Source organism: Shigella sp. SIG6 (assembly GCF_053555815.1).
Genome location: NZ_JBQZXC010000007.1, coordinates 36,901 through 55,192 on the forward strand (window position 1 = coordinate 36,901; position 18,292 = coordinate 55,192).

15 protein-coding genes, 3 pseudogenes and 1 other annotated feature are annotated in these 18,292 nt (G+C 51.1%); of the genes and pseudogenes, 11 read left to right on the plus strand and 7 right to left on the minus strand.

Annotated features, from left to right (window positions below):
* The first annotated feature begins 8 nt into the window (after positions 1–8).
* From thrL to ACUU1M_RS02585, 5 genes are all read left to right on the plus strand, one after another.
* Positions 9–74 carry a thr operon leader peptide gene (gene thrL, locus ACUU1M_RS02565; RefSeq protein ID WP_001386572.1) on the plus strand — a complete coding sequence of 22 codons (66 nt, stop codon included), beginning with the start codon at positions 9–11 and terminating at the stop codon, positions 72–74.
* Positions 10–129 (plus strand) — a sequence feature (Thr leader region). (Overlaps the previous gene by 65 nt.)
* Before the next feature lie 25 nt (positions 130–154).
* Positions 155–2,617: a bifunctional aspartate kinase/homoserine dehydrogenase I gene (thrA, locus tag ACUU1M_RS02570; RefSeq protein ID WP_152028867.1), complete on the plus strand. Its 2,463-nt coding sequence runs from the start codon at positions 155–157 to the stop codon at positions 2,615–2,617.
* A 1-nt stretch (position 2,618) separates the two neighbouring features.
* Entirely contained in the window at positions 2,619–3,551 is a 933-nt protein-coding gene (gene thrB, locus ACUU1M_RS02575; protein ID WP_000241642.1) for a homoserine kinase, read from the plus strand.
* A complete protein-coding gene (gene thrC / locus ACUU1M_RS02580; protein ID WP_000781045.1) occupies positions 3,552–4,838 on the plus strand; it encodes a threonine synthase in 1,287 nt (428 codons plus the stop codon).
* 213 nt (positions 4,839–5,051) lie between these two features.
* Positions 5,052–5,348, plus strand: coding sequence for a DUF2502 domain-containing protein (locus ACUU1M_RS02585; protein ID WP_000738718.1), 297 nt, complete (start codon positions 5,052–5,054; stop codon positions 5,346–5,348).
* 152 nt (positions 5,349–5,500) lie between these two features.
* On the opposite strand, the gene yaaA is transcribed toward ACUU1M_RS02585, so the two are convergent.
* Together yaaA and ACUU1M_RS02595 are read right to left on the minus strand one after the other, a co-directional pair.
* Positions 5,501–6,277 (minus strand): peroxide stress protein YaaA, encoded by a 777-nt coding sequence (gene yaaA / locus ACUU1M_RS02590; RefSeq protein WP_000906197.1) that lies wholly within the window; start codon positions 6,275–6,277, stop codon positions 5,501–5,503.
* A 69-nt stretch (positions 6,278–6,346) separates the two neighbouring features.
* Positions 6,347–7,777: pseudogene (locus tag ACUU1M_RS02595) on the minus strand (alanine/glycine:cation symporter family protein).
* A 278-nt stretch (positions 7,778–8,055) separates the two neighbouring features.
* On the opposite strand from ACUU1M_RS02595, the gene tal reads away from it, so the two are divergent.
* Positions 8,056–9,009 carry a transaldolase gene (gene tal, locus ACUU1M_RS02600; protein ID WP_000130191.1) on the plus strand — a complete coding sequence of 318 codons (954 nt, stop codon included), beginning with the start codon at positions 8,056–8,058 and terminating at the stop codon, positions 9,007–9,009.
* 114 nt (positions 9,010–9,123) lie between these two features.
* Positions 9,124–9,711 (plus strand): molybdopterin adenylyltransferase, encoded by a 588-nt coding sequence (mog, locus tag ACUU1M_RS02605; protein WP_001295414.1) that lies wholly within the window; start codon positions 9,124–9,126, stop codon positions 9,709–9,711.
* 34 nt (positions 9,712–9,745) lie between these two features.
* On the opposite strand, the gene satP is transcribed toward mog, so the two are convergent.
* The 3 genes and pseudogenes from satP to ACUU1M_RS02620 form a co-directional block, all read right to left on the minus strand.
* A complete protein-coding gene (gene satP, locus ACUU1M_RS02610) occupies positions 9,746–10,312 on the minus strand; it encodes an acetate uptake transporter (protein WP_000528538.1) in 567 nt (188 codons plus the stop codon).
* A 148-nt stretch (positions 10,313–10,460) separates the two neighbouring features.
* Positions 10,461–11,165: pseudogene (gene msyB / locus ACUU1M_RS02615) on the minus strand (acidic protein MsyB).
* A 25-nt stretch (positions 11,166–11,190) separates the two neighbouring features.
* Positions 11,191–11,595, minus strand: coding sequence for a DUF2541 family protein (locus ACUU1M_RS02620; RefSeq protein WP_000843568.1), 405 nt, complete (start codon positions 11,593–11,595; stop codon positions 11,191–11,193).
* A gap of 376 nt (positions 11,596–11,971) precedes the next feature.
* On the opposite strand from ACUU1M_RS02620, the gene dnaK reads away from it, so the two are divergent.
* Positions 11,972–13,888, plus strand: a complete 1,917-nt coding sequence (gene dnaK, locus ACUU1M_RS02625) for a molecular chaperone DnaK (protein WP_000516121.1) — start codon at positions 11,972–11,974, stop codon at positions 13,886–13,888.
* Positions 13,889–13,976: 88 nt separating this feature from the next.
* The gene (gene dnaJ, locus ACUU1M_RS02630; RefSeq protein WP_001118475.1) at positions 13,977–15,107 is read left to right on the plus strand and encodes a molecular chaperone DnaJ; all 1,131 of its coding nucleotides are present in this window, start codon (positions 13,977–13,979) and stop codon (positions 15,105–15,107) included.
* 103 nt (positions 15,108–15,210) lie between these two features.
* Here dnaJ and mokC read toward each other — a convergent pair whose 3' ends face one another.
* A complete protein-coding gene (mokC, locus tag ACUU1M_RS02635; protein ID WP_000809168.1) occupies positions 15,211–15,363 on the minus strand; it encodes a type I toxin-antitoxin system toxin MokC in 153 nt (50 codons plus the stop codon).
* Positions 15,364–15,948: 585 nt separating this feature from the next.
* Here mokC and nhaA point away from each other — a divergent pair.
* On the plus strand, positions 15,949–17,115 hold the full coding sequence (gene nhaA, locus ACUU1M_RS02640) for a Na+/H+ antiporter NhaA (protein WP_152028868.1): 1,167 nt from the start codon (positions 15,949–15,951) through the stop codon (positions 17,113–17,115).
* Positions 17,116–17,180: 65 nt separating this feature from the next.
* Positions 17,181–18,080, plus strand: a complete 900-nt coding sequence (nhaR, locus tag ACUU1M_RS02645; RefSeq protein ID WP_005072526.1) for a transcriptional activator NhaR — start codon at positions 17,181–17,183, stop codon at positions 18,078–18,080.
* A 37-nt stretch (positions 18,081–18,117) separates the two neighbouring features.
* Here the strand turns inward: nhaR and ACUU1M_RS02650 are convergent.
* Positions 18,118–18,292 (minus strand): annotated as a pseudogene (locus ACUU1M_RS02650) (fimbrial family protein); the annotation flags it as partial.

Sequence of the window (18,292 nt, forward strand, 5' to 3'; positions counted from 1 at the left end):
CAACATCCATGAAACGCATTAGCACCACCATTACCACCACCATCACCATTACCACAGGTAACGGTGCGGGCTGACGCGTACAGGAAACACAGAAAAAAGCCCGCACCTGACAGTGCGGGCTTTTTTTTCGACCAAAGGTAACGAGGTAACAACCATGCGAGTGTTGAAGTTCGGCGGTACATCAGTGGCAAATGCAGAACGTTTTCTGCGTGTTGCCGATATTCTGGAAAGCAATGCCAGGCAGGGGCAGGTGGCCACCGTCCTCTCTGCCCCCGCCAAAATCACCAACCACCTGGTGGCGATGATTGAAAAAACCATTAGCGGCCAGGATGCTTTACCCAATATCAGCGATGCCGAACGTATTTTTGCCGAACTTTTGACGGGACTCGCCGCCGCCCAGCCGGGGTTCCCGCTGGCGCAATTGAAAACTTTCGTCGATCAGGAATTTGCCCAAATAAAACATGTCCTGCATGGCATTAGTTTGTTGGGGCAGTGCCCGGATAGCATCAACGCTGCGCTGATTTGCCGTGGCGAGAAAATGTCGATCGCCATTATGGCCGGCGTGTTAGAAGCGCGTGGTCACAACGTTACCGTTATCGATCCGGTCGAAAAACTGCTGGCAGTGGGGCATTACCTCGAATCTACCGTCGATATTGCTGAGTCCACCCGCCGTATTGCGGCAAGCCGCATTCCGGCTGATCACATGGTGTTGATGGCAGGTTTCACCGCCGGTAATGAAAAAGGCGAACTGGTGGTGCTTGGACGTAACGGTTCCGACTACTCCGCGGCGGTGCTGGCTGCCTGTTTACGCGCCGATTGTTGCGAGATTTGGACGGACGTTGACGGGGTCTATACCTGCGACCCGCGTCAGGTGCCCGATGCGAGGTTGTTGAAGTCGATGTCCTACCAGGAAGCGATGGAGCTTTCCTACTTCGGCGCTAAAGTTCTTCACCCCCGCACCATTACCCCCATCGCCCAGTTCCAGATCCCTTGCCTGATTAAAAATACCGGAAATCCTCAAGCACCAGGTACGCTCATTGGTGCCAGCCGTGATGAAGACGAATTACCGGTCAAGGGCATTTCCAATCTGAATAACATGGCAATGTTCAGCGTTTCCGGCCCGGGGATGAAAGGGATGGTTGGCATGGCGGCGCGCGTCTTTGCTGCAATGTCACGCGCCCGTATTTCCGTGGTGCTGATTACGCAATCATCTTCCGAATACAGTATCAGTTTCTGCGTTCCACAAAGCGACTGTGTGCGAGCTGAACGGGCAATGCAGGAAGAGTTCTACCTGGAACTGAAAGAAGGCTTACTGGAGCCGCTGGCGGTGACGGAACGGCTGGCCATTATCTCGGTGGTAGGTGATGGTATGCGCACCTTGCGTGGGATCTCGGCGAAATTCTTTGCCGCGCTGGCCCGCGCCAATATCAACATTGTCGCCATTGCTCAGGGATCTTCTGAACGCTCAATCTCTGTCGTGGTAAATAACGATGATGCGACCACTGTCGTGCGCGTTACTCATCAGATGCTGTTCAATACCGATCAGGTTATCGAAGTGTTTGTGATTGGCGTCGGTGGCGTTGGCGGTGCGCTGCTGGAGCAACTGAAGCGTCAGCAAAGCTGGCTGAAGAATAAACATATCGACTTACGTGTCTGCGGCGTTGCCAACTCGAAGGCTCTGCTCACTAGTGTGCATGGCCTTAATCTGGAAAACTGGCAGGAAGAACTTGCACAAGCCAAAGAGCCGTTTAATCTCGGGCGCTTAATTCGCCTCGTGAAAGAATATCATCTGCTGAACCCGGTCATTGTTGACTGCACCTCCAGCCAGGCAGTGGCGGATCAATATGCCGACTTCCTGCGCGAAGGTTTCCACGTTGTCACGCCGAACAAAAAGGCCAACACCTCGTCGATGGATTACTATCATCAGTTGCGTTATGCGGCGGAAAAATCGCGGCGTAAATTCCTCTATGACACCAACGTTGGGGCTGGATTACCGGTTATTGAGAACCTGCAAAATCTGCTCAATGCAGGTGATGAATTGGTGAAGTTCTCCGGCATTCTTTCAGGTTCGCTTTCTTATATCTTCGGCAAGTTAGACGAAGGCATGAGTTTCTCCGAGGCGACCACGCTGGCGCGGGAAATGGGTTATACCGAACCGGACCCGCGAGATGATCTTTCTGGTATGGATGTGGCGCGTAAACTATTGATTCTCGCTCGTGAAACGGGACGTGAACTGGAGCTGGCGGATATTGAAATTAAACCTGTGCTGCCCGCAGAGTTTAACGCCGAGGGTGATGTTGCCGCTTTTATGGCGAATCTGTCACAGCTCGACGATCTCTTTGCCGCGCGCGTGGCGAAGGCCCGTGATGAAGGAAAAGTTTTGCGCTATGTTGGCAATATTGATGAAGATGGTGTCTGCCGCGTGAAGATTGCCGAAGTGGATGGGAATGATCCGCTGTTCAAAGTGAAAAATGGCGAAAACGCCCTGGCCTTTTATAGCCACTATTATCAGCCGCTGCCGTTGGTGCTGCGCGGATATGGTGCGGGCAATGACGTTACCGCTGCCGGTGTCTTTGCCGATCTGCTACGTACCCTCTCATGGAAGTTAGGAGTCTGACATGGTTAAAGTTTATGCCCCGGCTTCCAGTGCCAATATGAGCGTCGGGTTTGATGTGCTCGGGGCGGCGGTGGCACCCGTTGATGGTGCATTGCTCGGAGATGTAGTCACGGTTGAGGCGGCAGAGACATTCAGTCTCAACAACCTCGGACGCTTTGCCGATAAGCTGCCGTCAGAACCACGGGAAAATATCGTTTATCAGTGCTGGGAGCGTTTTTGCCAGGAGCTTGGCAAGCAAATTCCAGTGGCGATGACTCTGGAAAAGAATATGCCGATCGGTTCGGGCTTAGGCTCCAGCGCCTGTTCGGTGGTCGCGGCGCTGATGGCGATGAATGAACACTGCGGCAAGCCGCTTAATGACACTCGTTTGCTGGCTTTGATGGGCGAGCTGGAAGGACGTATCTCCGGCAGCATTCATTACGACAACGTGGCACCGTGTTTTCTTGGTGGTATGCAGTTGATGATCGAAGAAAACGACATCATCAGCCAGCAAGTGCCTGGGTTTGATGAGTGGCTGTGGGTGCTGGCGTATCCGGGAATTAAAGTCTCGACGGCAGAAGCCCGGGCTATTTTACCGGCGCAGTATCGCCGCCAGGATTGCATTGCGCACGGGCGACATCTGGCTGGCTTCATTCACGCCTGCTATTCCCGTCAGCCTGAGCTTGCCGCGAAGCTGATGAAAGATGTTATCGCTGAACCCTACCGTGAACGGTTACTGCCTGGCTTCCGGCAGGCGCGGCAGGCGGTCGCGGAAATCGGCGCGGTAGCGAGCGGTATCTCCGGCTCCGGCCCGACCTTGTTCGCTCTATGTGACAAGCCGGATACCGCCCAGCGCGTTGCCGACTGGTTGGGTAAGAACTACCTGCAAAATCAGGAAGGTTTTGTTCATATTTGCCGGCTGGATACGGCGGGCGCACGAGTACTGGAAAACTAAATGAAACTCTACAATCTGAAAGATCACAACGAGCAGGTCAGCTTTGCGCAAGCCGTAACCCAGGGGTTGGGCAAAAATCAGGGGCTGTTTTTTCCGCACGACCTGCCGGAATTCAGCCTGACTGAAATTGATGAGATGCTGAAGCTGGATTTTGTCACCCGCAGTGCGAAGATCCTCTCGGCGTTTATTGGTGATGAAATCCCACAGGAAATCCTGGAAGAGCGCGTGCGCGCGGCGTTTGCCTTCCCGGCTCCGGTCGCCAATGTTGAAAGCGATGTCGGTTGTCTGGAATTGTTCCACGGGCCAACGCTGGCATTTAAAGATTTCGGCGGTCGCTTTATGGCACAAATGCTGACCCATATTGCGGATGATAAGCCAGTGACCATTCTGACCGCGACCTCCGGTGATACCGGAGCTGCAGTGGCTCATGCTTTCTACGGTTTGCCGAATGTGAAAGTGGTTATCCTCTATCCACGAGGCAAAATCAGTCCACTGCAAGAAAAACTGTTCTGTACGTTGGGCGGCAATATCGAAACTGTTGCCATCGACGGCGATTTCGATGCCTGTCAGGCGCTGGTGAAGCAGGCGTTTGATGATGAAGAACTGAAAGTGGCGCTGGGGTTAAACTCGGCTAACTCGATTAACATCAGCCGTTTGCTGGCGCAGATTTGCTACTACTTTGAAGCTGTTGCGCAGCTGCCGCAGGAGGCGCGCAACCAGCTGGTTGTCTCGGTGCCAAGCGGAAACTTCGGCGATTTGACGGCGGGTCTGCTGGCGAAGTCATTCGGTCTGCCGGTGAAACGTTTTATTGCTGCGACCAACGTGAACGATACCGTGCCACGTTTCCTGCACGACGGTCAGTGGTCACCCAAAGCGACTCAGGCGACGTTATCCAACGCGATGGACGTGAGTCAGCCGAACAACTGGCCGCGTGTGGAAGAGTTGTTCCGCCGCAAAATCTGGCAACTGAAAGAGCTGGGTTATGCAGCCGTGGATGATGAAACCACGCAACAGACAATGCGTGAGTTAAAAGAACTGGGCTACACCTCGGAGCCGCACGCTGCCGTAGCGTATCGTGCGCTGCGTGACCAGTTGAATCCAGGCGAATATGGCTTGTTCCTCGGCACCGCGCATCCGGCGAAATTTAAAGAGAGCGTGGAAGCGATTCTCGGTGAAACGTTGGATCTGCCAAAAGAGCTGGCAGAACGTGCTGATTTACCCTTGCTTTCACATAATCTGCCCGCCGATTTTGCTGCGTTGCGTAAATTGATGATGAATCATCAGTAAAATCTATTCATTATCTCAATCAGGCCGGGTTTGCTTTTATGCAGCCCGGCTTTTTTATGAAGAAATTATGGAGAAAAACGACAGGGAAAAAGGAGAAATTCTCAATAAATGCGGTAACTTAGAGATTAGGATTGCGGAGAATAACAACCGTCGTTCTCATCGCGTAATCTCCGGATATCGACCCATAACGGGCAATGATAAAAGGAGTAACCTGTGAAAAAGATGCAATCTATCGTACTCGCACTTTCCCTGGTTCTGGTCGCTCCCATGGCAGCACAGGCTGCGGAAATTACGTTAGTCCCGTCAGTAAAATTACAGATAGGCGATCGTGATAATCGTGGCTATTACTGGGATGGAGGTCACTGGCGCGACCACGGCTGGAGGAAACAACATTATGAATGGCGAGGCAATCGCTGGCACCCACACGGACCGCCGCCACCGCCGCGCCACCATAAGAAAGCACCTCATGATCATCACGGCGGTCATGGTCCAGGCAAACATCACCGCTAAATGACAAATGCCGGGTAACAATCCGGCATTCAGCGCCTGATGCGACGCTGGCGCGTCTTATCAGGCCTACGTTAATTCTGCAATATATTGAATCTGCATGCTTTTGTAGGCCGGATAAGGCGTTCACGCCGCATCCGGCATTGACTACAAACTTAACGCTGCTCGTAGCGTTTAAACACCAGTTCGCCATTGCTGGAGGAATCTTCATCAAAGAAGTAACCTTCGCTATTAAAACCAGTCAGTTGCTCTGGTTTGGTCAGCCGATTTTCAATAATGAAACGACTCATCAGACCGCGTGCTTTCTTAGCGTAGAAGCTGATGATCTTAAATTTGCCGTTTTTCTCATCGAGGAACACCGGCTTGATAATCTCGGCATTCAATTTCTTCGGCTTCACCGATTTAAAATACTCATCTGACGCCAGATTAATCACCACATTATCGCCTTGTGCTGCGAGCGCCTCGTTCAGCTTGTTGGTGATGATATCTCCCCAGAATTGATACAGATCTTTCCCTCGGGCATTCTCAAGACGGATCCCCATTTCCAGACGATAAGGCTGCATTAAATCGAGCGGGCGCAGTACGCCATACAAGCCGGAAAGCATTCGCAAATGCTGTTGGGCAAAATCGAAATCGTCTTCGCTGAAGGTTTCGGCCTGCAAGCCGGTGTAGACATCACCTTTAAACGCCAGAATCGCCTGGCGGGCATTCGCCGGCGTGAAATCTGGCTGCCAGTCATGAAAGCGAGCGGCGTTGATACCCGCCAGTTTGTCGCTGATGCGCATCAGCGTGCTAATCTGCGGAGGCGTCAGTTTCCGCGCTTCATGGATCAACTGCTGGGAATTGTCTAACAGCTCCGGCAGCGTATAGCGCGTGGTGGTCAACGGGCTTTGGTAATCAAGCGTTTTCGCAGGTGAAATAAGAATCAGCATATCCAGTCCTTGCAGGAAATTTATGCCGACTTTAGCAAAAAAAGAGAATGAGTTGATCGATAGTTGTGATTACTCCTGCGAAACATCATCCCACGCGTCCGGAGAAAGCTGGCGACCGATATCCGGATAACGCAACGGATCAAACACCGGGCGCACGCCGAGTTTACGCTGGCGTAGATAATCACTGGCAATGGTATGAACCACAGGCGAGAGCAGTAAAATGGCGGTCAAATTGGTAATAGCCATGCAGGCCATTATGATATCTGCCAGTTGCCACATCAGCGGAAGGCTTAGCAAGGTGCCGCCGATGACCGTTGCGAAGGTGCAGATCCGCAAACACCAGATCGCTTTAGGGTTGTTCAGGCGTAAAAAGAAGAGATTGTTTTCGGCATAAATGTAGTTGGCAACGATGGAGCTGAAGGCAAACAGAATAACCACGAGGGTAACAAATTCAGCACCCTAGGAACCCATTAGCACCCGCATCGCCTTCTGGATAAGCTGAATACCTTCCAGCGGCATGTAGGTTGTGCCGTTACCCGCCAGTAATATCAGCATGGCGCTTGCCGTACAGATGACCAGGGTGTCGATAAAAATGCCAATCATCTGGACAATCCCTTGTGCTGCCGGATGCGGAGGCCAGGATGCAGCTGCCGCTGCCGCGTTTGGCGTCGATCCCATTCCCGCCTCATTGGAAAACATACTGCGCTGAAAACCGTTAGTAATCGCCTGGCTTAAGGTATATCCCGCCGCGCCGCCTGCCGCTTCCTGCCAGCCAAAAGCACTCTCAAAAATAGACCAAATGACGTGGGGAAGTTGCCCGATATTTATTACGCAAATCACCAGGCTGGTCAGTACCCAGATTATCGCCATCAACGGGACAAACCCCTGCATGAGCCGGGCGACGCCATGAAGACCGCGAGTGATTGCCAGCAGAGCAAAGACAGCGAGAATAATGCCTGTCACCAGCGGAGGAAAATCAAAAGAAAAACTCAGGGCTCGGGCAACGGCGTTCGCCTGAACTCCGCTGAAAATTATGCCGTAGGCGATGAGCAAAAAGACGGCGAACAGAACGCCCATCCAGCGCATCCCCAGCCCGCGCGCCATATACCATGCCGGTCCGCCACGAAACTGCCCATTGACGTCACGTTCTTTATAAAGTTGTGCAAGGGAACATTCGGCAAACGAGGTCGCCATGCCGATAAACGCAGCAACCCACATCCAAAAGACGGCACCTGGTCCACCGGCGGTAATTGCCAGCGCAACGCCGGCCAGGTTGCCGCTACCCACGCGCGCCGCAAGACTGGTACACAATGACTGAAATGAGGTTAAACCGCCTGGCTGTGGATGAATGCTATTTTTAAGACTTTTGCCAAACTGGCGGATGTAGCGAAATTGCACAAATCCGGTGCGAAAAGTGAACCAACAACCTGCGCCGAAGAGCAGGTAAATCATTACCGATCCCCAAAGGACGCTGTTAATAAAGGAGAAAAAATCTGGCATGCATATCCCTCTTATTGCCGGTCGCGATGACTTTCCTGTGTAAACGTTACCAATTGTTTAAGAAGTATATACGCTACGAGGTACTTGATAACTTCTGCGTAGCATACATGAGGTTTTGTATAAAAATGGCGGGCGATATCAACGCAGTGTCAGAAATCCGAAACAGTCTCGCCTAGCGATAACCGTCTTGTCGGCGGTTGCGCTGACGTTGCGTCGTGATATCATCAGGGCAGACCGGTTACATCCCCCTAACAAGCTGTTTAAAGAGAAATACTATCATGACGGACAAATTGACCTCCCTTCGTCAGTACACCACCGTAGTGGCCGACACTGGGGACATCGCGGCAATGAAGCTGTATCAACCGCAGGATGCCACAACCAACCCTTCTCTCATTCTTAACGCAGCGCAGATTCCGGAATACCGTAAGTTGATTGATGATGCTGTCGCCTGGGCGAAACAGCAGAGCAACGATCGCGCGCAGCAGATCGTGGACGCGACCGACAAACTGGCAGTAAATATTGGTCTGGAAATCCTGAAACTGGTTCCGGGCCGTATCTCAACTGAAGTTGATGCGCGTCTTTCCTATGACACCGAAGCGTCAATTGCGAAAGCAAAACGCCTGATCAAACTCTACAACGATGCAGGTATTAGCAACGATCGTATTCTGATCAAACTGGCTTCTACCTGGCAGGGTATCCGTGCTGCAGAACAGCTGGAAAAAGAAGGTATCAACTGTAACCTGACCCTGCTGTTTTCCTTCGCTCAGGCTCGTGCTTGTGCGGAGGCGGGCGTGTTCCTGATCTCGCCGTTTGTTGGCCGTATTCTTGACTGGTACAAAGCGAATACCGATAAGAAAGAGTACGCTCCGGCAGAAGATCCGGGCGTGGTTTCTGTATCTGAAATCTACCAGTACTACAAAGAGCACGGTTATGAAACCGTGGTTATGGGCGCAAGCTTCCGTAACACCGGCGAAATTCTGGAACTGGCAGGCTGTGACCGTCTGACCATCGCACCGGCACTGCTGAAAGAGCTGGCGGAGAGCGAAGGGGCTATCGAACGTAAACTGTCTTACACCGGCGAAGTGAAAGCGCGTCCGGCGCGTATCACTGAGTCCGAGTTCCTGTGGCAGCACAACCAGGATCCAATGGCAGTAGATAAACTGGCGGAAGGTATCCGTAAGTTTGCTATTGACCAGGAAAAACTGGAAAAAATGATCGGCGATCTGCTGTAATCATTCTTAGCGTGACCGGGAAGTCGGTCACGCTACCTCTTCTGAAGCCTGTCTGTCACTCCCTTCGCAGTGTATCATTCTGTTTAACGAGACTGTTTAAACGGAAAAATCTTGATGAATACTTTACGTATTGGCTTAGTTTCCATCTCTGATCGCGCATCCAGCGGCGTTTATCAGGATAAAGGCATTCCAGCGCTGGAAGAATGGCTGACATCGGCGCTAACCACGCCGTTTGAACTGGAAACCCGCTTAATCCCCGATGAGCAGGCGATCATCGAGCAAACGTTGTGTGAGCTGGTGGATGAAATGAGTTGCCATCTGGTGCTCACCACGGGCGGAACTGGCCCGGCGCGTCGTGACGTAACGCCCGATGCGACGCTGGCAGTAGCGGACCGCGAGATGCCTGGCTTTGGTGAACAGATGCGCCAGATCAGCCTGCATTTTGTACCAACTGCGATCCTTTCGCGTCAGGTGGGCGTGATTCGCAAACAGGCGCTGATCCTTAACTTACCCGGTCAGCCGAAGTCTATTAAAGAGACGCTGGAAGGTGTGAAGGACGCTGAGGGTAACGTTGTGGTGCATGGTATTTTTGCCAGCGTACCGTACTGCATTCAGTTGCTGGAAGGGCCATACGTTGAAACGGCACCAGAAGTGGTTGCTGCATTCAGACCGAAGAGTGCAAGACGCGACGTTAGCGAATAAAAAAATCCCCCCGAGCGGGGGGATCTCAAGACAATTAGTGGGATTCACCAATCGGCAGAACGGTGCGACCAAACTGCTCGTTCAGCACTTCACCCATCGCCAGATAGATTGCGCTGGCACCGCAGATCAGACCAATCCAGCCGGCAAAGTGGATGATCGCGGCATTACCGGCAATGTTACCGATCGCCAGCAGGGCAAACAGCACGGTCAGGCTAAAGAAAACGAATTGCAGGACGCGTGCGCCTTTCAGAGTGCCGAAGAACATAAACAGCGTAAATACGCCCCACAGACCCAGGTAGACACCAAGGAACTGTGCATTTGGCGCATCGGTCAGACCCAGTTTCGGCATCAGCAGAATCGCAACCAGCGTCAGCCAGAAAGAACCGTAAGAGGTGAATGCGGTTAAACCGAAAGTGTTGCCTTTTTTGTACTCCAGCAGACCAGCAAAAATTTGCGCGATGCCGCCGTAGAAAATGCCCATGGCAAGAATAATACCGTCCAGAGCGAAATAACCCACGTTGTGCAGGTTAAGCAGAATGGTGGTCATGCCGAAGCCCATCAGGCCCAGCGGTGCCGGATTAGCCAACTTAGTGTTGCCCATAATTCCTCAAAAATCATCATCGAATGAATGGTGAAATAATTTCCCTGAATAACTGTAGTGTTTTCAGGGCGCGGCATAATAATCAGCCAGTGGGGCAGTGTCTACGATCTTTTGAGGGGAAAATGAAAATTTTCCCCGGTTTCCGGTATCAGACCTGAGTGGCGCTAACCATCCGGCGCAGGCAGGCGATTTGCAGTACGGCTGGAATCGTCACGCGATAGGCGCTGCCGCTGACCGCTTTAACCCCATTTAATGCTGCGCCCACAGGGCCTCCCAGCCCCGCGCCGCGCAGCAAACCATGCCCAAGTACGCTCATTGCTGCGTGGGTGCGTAAAATGCGGGTCAGTTGGCTGGAAAGCAAATGCGACACACCTTTTGCCAATAATTTGTCTTTCATCAGCAGCTCTTCCAGCTCATTCACCCTGGCATCGACCGCGTGCAGAAACTCCTGCTTATGTTCCTCGTCCATTTTCTTCCAGGTATTACGCAGAAATTGTTCCAGTAACTGTTGCTCAATTTCAAACGTAGACATCTCTTTGTCGGCTTTCAGCTTCAATCGCTTTGAAACATCGAGCAAAATGGCCCGATACAATTTACCGTGTCCGCGCAGTTTGTTGGCGATACTATCGCCACCAAAATGCTGTAATTCTCCGGCAATCAGCTGCTAGTTGCGGCGATGTTGCTCGGGATGCCCTTCCATCGATTTAAACAGTTCGTTGCGCATCAGTACGCTGGAGAGGCGAGTTTTGCCTTTTTCATTATGGGTGAGCAATCGGGCGAAATTTGCCAACTGTTCCTCACTACAATGCTGAAGAAAATCCAGATCTGAATCATTCAGGTAATTAACATTCATTTTTTGTGGCTTCTATATTCTGGCGTTAGTCGTCGCCGATAATTTTCAGCGTGGCCATATCCGATGAGTTCACCGTATGACCGGAAAAGGTGATTTTTGAGACGCAGCGTTTATTGTCGTTATCGCTGTTAATGTTGATCCAGTCAGTGGTTTGCCCTTCTTTTATTTCTGAAGGAATATTCAGGCTCTGACTGGCGCTACGGGCGGCTTTGAAATAAACCGATGCACCGCTTAACTGTAAATCGCCATGGTCGGCAGAGAGTTGTATGCGTTTCACAATGCGACAAACAGGAAGTTTCAGCGCCAGATCGTTGGTTTCGTTACGCGGCATTGCAATGACGCCGAGGAGTTTATGGTCGTTTGCCTGCGCCGTGCAGCACAGCATCAGGCTAATCGCCAGGCTGGCGGAAATCGTAAAAACGGATTTCATAAGGATTCTCTTAGTGGGAAGAGGTAGGGGGATGAATACCCACTAGTTTACTGCTGATAAAGAGAAGATTCAGGCACGTAATCTTTTCTTTTTATTACAATTTTTTGATGAATGCCTTGGCTGCGATTCATTCTTTATATGAATAAAATTGCTGTCAATTTTACGTCTTGTCCTGCCATATCGCGAAATTTCTGCGCAAAAGCACAAAAAATTTTTGCATCTCCCCCTTGATGACGTGGGTTACGACCCCATTTAGTAGTCAACCGCAGTGAGTGAGTCTGCAAAAAAATGAAATTGGGCAGTTGAAACCAGACGTTTCGCCCCTATTACAGACTCACAACCACATGATGACCGAATATATAGTGGAGACGTTTAGATGGGTAAAATAATTGGTATCGACCTGGGTACTACCAACTCTTGTGTAGCGATTATGGATGGCACCATTCCTCGCGTGCTGGAGAACGCCGAAGGCGATCGCACCACGCCTTCTATCATTGCCTATACCCAGGATGGTGAAACTCTGGTTGGTCAGCCGGCTAAACGTCAGGCAGTGACGAACCCGCAAAACACCCTGTTTGCGATTAAACGCCTGATTGGCCGCCGCTTCCAGGACGAAGAAGTACAGCGTGATGTTTCCATCATGCCGTTCAAAATTATTGCTGCTGATAACGGCGACGCATGGGTCGAAGTTAAAGGCCAGAAAATGGCACCGCCGCAGATTTCTGCTGAAGTGCTGAAAAAAATGAAGAAAACCGCTGAAGATTACCTGGGTGAACCGGTAACTGAAGCTGTTATCACCGTACCGGCATACTTTAACGATGCTCAGCGTCAGGCAACCAAAGACGCAGGCCGTATCGCTGGTCTGGAAGTAAAACGTATCATCAACGAACCGACCGCAGCTGCGCTGGCTTACGGTCTGGACAAAGGCACTGGCAACCGTACTATCGCGGTTTATGACCTGGGGGGTGGTACTTTCGATATTTCTATTATCGAAATCGACGAAGTTGACGGCGAAAAAACCTTCGAAGTTCTGGCAACCAACGGTGATACCCACCTGGGTGGTGAAGACTTCGACAGCCGTCTGATCAACTATCTGGTTGAAGAATTCAAGAAAGATCAGGGCATTGACCTGCGCAACGATCCGCTGGCAATGCAGCGCCTGAAAGAAGCGGCAGAAAAAGCGAAAATCGAACTGTCTTCCGCTCAGCAGACCGACGTTAACCTGCCATACATCACTGCAGACGCGACCGGTCCGAAACACATGAACATCAAAGTGACTCGTGCGAAACTGGAAAGCCTGGTTGAAGATCTGGTAAACCGTTCCATTGAGCCGCTGAAAGTTGCACTGCAGGATGCTGGCCTGTCCGTATCTGATATCGACGACGTTATCCTCGTTGGTGGTCAGACTCGTATGCCAATGGTTCAGAAGAAAGTTGCTGAGTTCTTTGGTAAAGAGCCGCGTAAAGACGTTAACCCGGACGAAGCTGTAGCAATCGGTGCTGCTGTTCAGGGTGGTGTTCTGACTGGTGACGTAAAAGACGTACTGCTGCTGGACGTTACCCCGCTGTCTCTGGGTATCGAAACCATGGGCGGTGTGATGACGACGCTGATCGCGAAAAACACCACTATCCCGACCAAGCACAGCCAGGTGTTCTCTACCGCTGAAGACAACCAGTCTGCGGTAACCATCCATGTGCTGCAGGGTGAACGTAAACGTGCGGCTGATAACAAATCTCTGGGTCAGTTCAACCTAGATGGTATCAACCCGGCACCGCGCGGCATGCCGCAGATCGAAGTTACCTTCGATATCGATGCTGACGGTATCCTGCACGTTTCCGCGAAAGATAAAAACAGCGGTAAAGAGCAGAAGATCACCATCAAGGCTTCTTCTGGTCTGAACGAAGATGAAATCCAGAAAATGGTACGCGACGCAGAAGCTAACGCCGAAGCTGACCGTAAGTTTGAAGAGCTGGTACAGACTCGCAACCAGGGCGACCATCTGCTGCACAGCACCCGTAAGCAGGTTGAAGAAGCAGGCGACAAACTGCCGGCTGACGACAAAACTGCTATCGAGTCTGCGCTGACTGCACTGGAAACTGCTCTGAAAGGTGAAGACAAAGCCGCTATCGAAGCGAAAATGCAGGAACTGGCACAGGTTTCCCAGAAACTGATGGAAATCGCCCAGCAGCAACATGCCCAGCAGCAGACTGCCGGTGCTGATGCTTCTGCAAACAACGCGAAAGATGACGATGTTGTCGACGCTGAATTTGAAGAAGTCAAAGACAAAAAATAATCGCCCTATAAACGGGTAATTATACTGACACGGGCGAAGGGGAATTTCCTCTCCGCCCGTGCATTCATCTAGGGGCAATTTAAAAAAGATGGCTAAGCAAGATTATTACGAGATTTTAGGCGTTTCCAAAACAGCGGAAGAGCGTGAAATCAGAAAGGCCTACAAACGCCTGGCCATGAAATACCACCCGGACCGTAACCAGGGTGACAAAGAGGCCGAGGCGAAATTTAAAGAGATCAAGGAAGCTTATGAAGTTCTGACCGACTCGCAAAAACGTGCGGCATACGATCAGTATGGTCATGCTGCGTTTGAGCAAGGAGGCATGGGCGGCGGTGGTTTTGGCGGCGGCGCAGACTTCAGCGATATTTTTGGTGACGTTTTCGGCGATATTTTTGGCGGCGGACGTGGTCGTCAACGTGCGGCGCGCGGTGCTGATTTACGCTATAACATGGAGCTCACCCTCGAAGAAGCTGTACGTGGCGTGACCAAAGAGATCCGCATTCCGACTCTGGAAGAGTGTGACGTTTGCCACGGTAGCGGTGCAAAACCAGGTACACAGCCGCAGACCTGTCCGACCTGTCATGGTTCTGGTCAGGTGCAGATGCGCCAGGGATTCTTCGCTGTACAGCAGACCTGTCCACACTGTCAGGGCCGCGGTACGCTGATCAAAGATCCGTGCAACAAATGTCATGGTCATGGTCGTGTTGAGCGCAGCAAAACGCTGTCCGTTAAAATCCCGGCAGGGGTGGACACTGGAGACCGCATCCGTCTTGCGGGCGAAGGTGAAGCGGGCGAGCATGGCGCACCGGCAGGCGATCTGTACGTTCAGGTTCAGGTTAAACAGCACCCGATTTTCGAGCGTGAAGGCAACAACCTGTATTGCGAAGTCCCGATCAACTTCGCTATGGCGGCGCTGGGTGGCGAAATCGAAGTACCGACCCTTGATGGTCGCGTCAAACTGAAAGTGCCTGGCGAAACCCAGACCGGTAAGCTATTCCGTATGCGCGGTAAAGGCGTCAAGTCTGTCCGCGGTGGCGCACAGGGTGATTTGCTGTGCCGCGTTGTCGTCGAAACACCGGTAGGCCTGAACGAAAAGCAGAAACAGCTGCTGCAAGAGCTGCAAGAAAGCTTCGGTGGCCCAACCGGCGAGCACAACAGCCCGCGCTCAAAGAGCTTCTTTGATGGTGTGAAGAAGTTTTTTGACGACCTGACCCGCTAACCTCCCCAAAAGCCTGCCCGTGGGCAGGCCTGGGTAAAAATAGGGTGCGTTGAAGATATGCGAGCACCTGTAAAGTGGCGGGGATCACTCCCCGCCGTTGCTCTTACTCGGATTCGTAAGCCGTGAAAACAGCAACCTCCGTCTGGCCAGTTCGGATGTGAACCTCACAGAGGTCTTTTCTCGTTACCAGCGCCGCCACTACGGCGGTGATACAGATGACGATCAGGGCGACAATCATCGCCTTATGCTGCTTCATTGCTCTCTTCTCCTTGACCTTACGGTCAGTAAGAGGCACTCTACATGTGTTCAGCATATAGGAGGCCTCGGGTTGATGGTAAAATATCACTCGGGGCTTTTCTCTATCTGCCGTTCAGCTAATGCCTGAGACAGACAGCCTCAAGCACCCGCCGCTATTATATCGCTCTCTTTAACCCATTTTGTTTTATCGATTCTAATCCTGAAGACGCCTCGCATTTTTGTGGCGTAATTTTTTAATGATTTAATTATTTAACTTTAATTTATCTCTTCATCGCAATTATTGACGACAAGCTGGATTATTTTTGAAATATTGGCCTAACAAGCATCGCCGACTGACAACAAATTAATTATTACTTTTCCTAATTAATCCCTCAGGAATCCTCACCTTAAGCTATGATTATCTGGGCTTAGGGTCACTCGTGAGCGCTTACAGCCGTCAAAAACGCATCTCACCGCTGATGGCGCAAATTCTTCAATAGCTCGCAAAAAACGAATTATTCCTACACTATAATCTGATTTTAACGATGATTCGTGCGGGGTAAAATAGTAAAAACGATCTATTCACCTGAAAGAGAAATAAAAAGTGAAACATCTGCATCGATTCTTTAGCAGTGATGCCTCGGGAGGCATTATTCTTATCATTGCCGCTATCCTGGCGATGATTATGGCCAACAGCGGCGCAACCAGTGGATGGTATCACGACTTTCTGGAGACGCCGGTTCAGCTCCGGGTTGGTTCACTCGAAATCAACAAAAACATGCTGTTATGGATAAATGACGCGCTGATGGCGGTATTTTTCCTGTTAGTCGGTCTGGAAGTTAAACGTGAACTGATGCAAGGATCGCTAGCCAGCTTACGCCAGGCCGCATTTCCAGTTATTGCCGCTATTGGTGGGATGATTGTGCCGGCATTACTCTATCTGGCTTTTAACTATGCCGATCCGATTACCCGCGAAGGGTGGGCGATCCCGGCGGCTACTGACATTGCTTTTGCACTTGGTGTACTGGCGCTGTTGGGAAGTCGTGTTCCGTTAGCGCTGAAGATCTTTTTGATGGCTCTGGCTATTATCGACGATCTTGGGGCCATCATTATCATCGCATTGTTCTACACTAATGACTTATCGATGGCCTCTCTTGGCGTCGTGGCTGTAGCAATTGCGGTACTCGCGGTATTGAATCTGTGTGGTGTACGCCGCACGGGCGTCTATATTCTTGTTGGCGTGGTGTTGTGGACTGCGGTGTTGAAATCGGGGGTTCACGCAACTCTGGCGGGGGTAATTGTCGGCTTCTTTATTCCTTTGAAAGAGAAGCATGGGCGTTCTCCAGCGAAGCGACTGGAGCATGTGTTGCACCCGTGGGTGGCGTATCTGATTTTGCCGCTGTTTGCATTTGCTAATGCTGGCGTTTCACTGCAAGGCGTCACGCTGGATGGCTTGACCTCCATTCTGCCATTGGGGATCATCGCTGGCTTGCTGATTGGCAAACCGCTGGGGATTAGTCTGTTCTGCTGGTTGGCGCTGCGTTTGAAACTGGCGCATCTGCCTGAGGGAACGACTTATCAGCAAATTATGGTGGTGGGGATCCTGTGCGGTATCGGTTTTACTATGTCTATCTTTATTGCCAGCCTGGCCTTTGGTAGCGTAGATCCAGAACTGATTAACTGGGCGAAACTCGGTATCCTGGTCGGTTCTATCTCTTCGGCGGTAATTGGATACAGCTGGTTACGCGTTCGTTTGCGTCCATCAGTTTGACAGGACGGTTTACCGGGGAGCCATAAACGGCTCCCTTTTCATTGTTATCAGGGAGAGAAATGAGCATGTCTCATATCAATTACAACCACTTGTATTACTTCTGGCATGTCTATAAAGAAGGTTCCGTGGTTGGCGCAGCGGAGGCGCTTTATTTAACTCCACAAACCATTACCGGACAGATTCGAGCGCTGGAAGAGCGCCTGCAAGGCAAATTATTTAAACGCAAGGGACGTGGTCTCGAACCCAGCGAGCTGGGAGAACTGGTCTATCGCTATGCCGATAAAATGTTCACCTTAAGCCAGGAAATGCTGGATATTGTGAACTATCGCAAAGAATCCAATTTATTGTTTGACGTTGGCGTGGCTGATGCACTTTCCAAACGCCTGGTCAGTAGCGTACTTAACGCCGCAGTGGTAGAAGGCGAGCCCATTCATCTTCGCTGCTTCGAATCCACCCACGAAATGCTGCTGGAGCAATTAAGTCAGCATAAACTGGATATGATCATTTCTGACTGTCCGATAGACTCTACGCAGCAGGAAGGCCTGTTCTCCGTGAGAATTGGCGAATGTGGCGTGAGTTTCTGGTGTACAAATCCACCACCAGAAAAACCGTTCCCGGCTTGTCTGGAAGAACGGCGACTTTTGATTCCTGGGCGACGTTCAATGTTAGGGCGCAAATTGCTTAACTGGTTTAACTCCCAGGGATTAAACGTAGAAATCCTCGGCGAGTTTGATGATGCCGCTTTGATGAAAGCTTTTGGTGCGATGCACAATGCAATCTTCGTTGCCCCAACGCTTTATGCATATGACTTTTATGCCGATAAAACTGTCGTAGAAATTGGTCGCGTCGAGAATGTGATGGAAGAGTACCATGCTATTTTTGCTGAGCGGATGATTCAGCACCCGGCGGTACAGCGAATCTGCAATACGGATTATTCTGCGCTTTTTAGTCCAGCGGTGCATTAATCGGCAGCTCCCCCAAAGTTAAGGTGGGGGAGATAGATTAGTTGTACATTACCACGATTTTGACTCGGCTCATTATTTGCCCGCTTGAGACATTGTTTCCATATGTACGCGGGCGAATAAATAGAGGAATCTGATTACTTCCTTCATGGGGATGCTGAAAAGAGTAGTAATTGCTTTTACCATACTGGATTTCATTCGTACCATCATTGGAG

What these genes read in the sequence shown, in the direction of transcription:
- dnaJ (WP_001118475.1), top strand. Translation starts at nt 13,977, where the DNA reads ATGGCTAAGCAAGATTATTACGAGATTTTAGGCGTTTCCAAAACAGCG.
- yaaA (WP_000906197.1), bottom strand. Translation starts at nt 6,277, where the DNA reads ATGCTGATTCTTATTTCACCTGCGAAAACGCTTGATTACCAAAGCCCG.
- nhaR (WP_005072526.1), top strand. Translation starts at nt 17,181, where the DNA reads ATGTCTCATATCAATTACAACCACTTGTATTACTTCTGGCATGTCTAT.
- thrC (WP_000781045.1), top strand. Translation starts at nt 3,552, where the DNA reads ATGAAACTCTACAATCTGAAAGATCACAACGAGCAGGTCAGCTTTGCG.
- mog (WP_001295414.1), top strand. Translation starts at nt 9,124, where the DNA reads ATGAATACTTTACGTATTGGCTTAGTTTCCATCTCTGATCGCGCATCC.
- thrB (WP_000241642.1), top strand. Translation starts at nt 2,619, where the DNA reads ATGGTTAAAGTTTATGCCCCGGCTTCCAGTGCCAATATGAGCGTCGGG.
- tal (WP_000130191.1), top strand. Translation starts at nt 8,056, where the DNA reads ATGACGGACAAATTGACCTCCCTTCGTCAGTACACCACCGTAGTGGCC.
- ACUU1M_RS02620 (WP_000843568.1), bottom strand. Translation starts at nt 11,595, where the DNA reads ATGAAATCCGTTTTTACGATTTCCGCCAGCCTGGCGATTAGCCTGATG.
- thrA (WP_152028867.1), top strand. Translation starts at nt 155, where the DNA reads ATGCGAGTGTTGAAGTTCGGCGGTACATCAGTGGCAAATGCAGAACGT.
- mokC (WP_000809168.1), bottom strand. Translation starts at nt 15,363, where the DNA reads ATGAAGCAGCATAAGGCGATGATTGTCGCCCTGATCGTCATCTGTATC.
- satP (WP_000528538.1), bottom strand. Translation starts at nt 10,312, where the DNA reads ATGGGCAACACTAAGTTGGCTAATCCGGCACCGCTGGGCCTGATGGGC.
- dnaK (WP_000516121.1), top strand. Translation starts at nt 11,972, where the DNA reads ATGGGTAAAATAATTGGTATCGACCTGGGTACTACCAACTCTTGTGTA.